The following is a 746-nucleotide window of genomic DNA, read 5'->3' as shown; positions in this document are numbered from 1 at the left end:
CGAAAAGTACAAGCTGAATATGGGAAAGTCGGAGCGATATTTGTTGATTATATTCAGCGTGTCACACCGCTCACTAAAAACAATTACGGACGTTCAGACAAAGATATTGGCGAAATTTCAGGGGAATTGAAAAAGATTGCTCGTGATTTTGAATGTCCAGTATTTGCATTAGCTCAACTCAATCGAAACCTTGAAAATAGACCAAACAAACGCCCTGTAAACGCCGATTTAAAAGAATCAGGGGATTTAGAGCAGGATGCAGACATCATCATGTTTATCTATCGAGATGAAGTTTACAACAAGGAATCCAAAGAGGCTGGAACGGCTGAAATCATTATTGGTAAAGCACGTAACGGTTCAACTGGAACAGTGAAATTGGCAACCGACTTAGCTCGCTCAACTTTTGCAGATTTAAGTCCTGAATATTACGCAATGATGCAAGGGGGTGGGGTGTGAGAAAAACCAAACAAAAACTATCTGCTACTTGGGAAATCATCAGCACTGCTGAATATGTTGATTCGCTTGATCGTGATGTGAATGACGATGATTTGAAGTTGATCTATCAAGGTTCATTTGTTCCTTTGCTTTTGAGTCATCGAGTTGAGCGTAAACAGATTTGGAAGGTCGCAATTAAAACAACCGCCAAAGCTGACGATGGAACACTTCATGAGCATGAAATGGAGTGGCAGTTCAACAAGCCAATGAGCATCAAAGAAGTGATCAATGGTGCTAAGCACATCAAGGTT

The 746-nt window shown here is 40.6% G+C and carries 1 protein-coding gene and 1 pseudogene; both read left to right on the top strand.

Annotated elements, in window-relative coordinates:
* Nucleotides 1-456: DnaB-like helicase C-terminal domain-containing protein (locus tag GGG_RS0119020; protein WP_010118081.1), on the top strand; the 456-nt coding region annotated here is incomplete at its 5' end.
* A pseudogene (locus GGG_RS0119015) lies at nt 453-746 on the top strand (hypothetical protein); the annotation flags it as partial. The gene GGG_RS0119020 and the pseudogene GGG_RS0119015, both read left to right, overlap by 4 nt.

Source organism: Acinetobacter sp. P8-3-8 (genome assembly GCF_000214135.1).
Classification (GTDB): Bacteria; Pseudomonadota; Gammaproteobacteria; order Pseudomonadales; family Moraxellaceae; genus Acinetobacter.
Note: the sequence above shows the minus strand (reverse complement) of the source record. Positions and strands in the feature narration are given on the sequence as shown.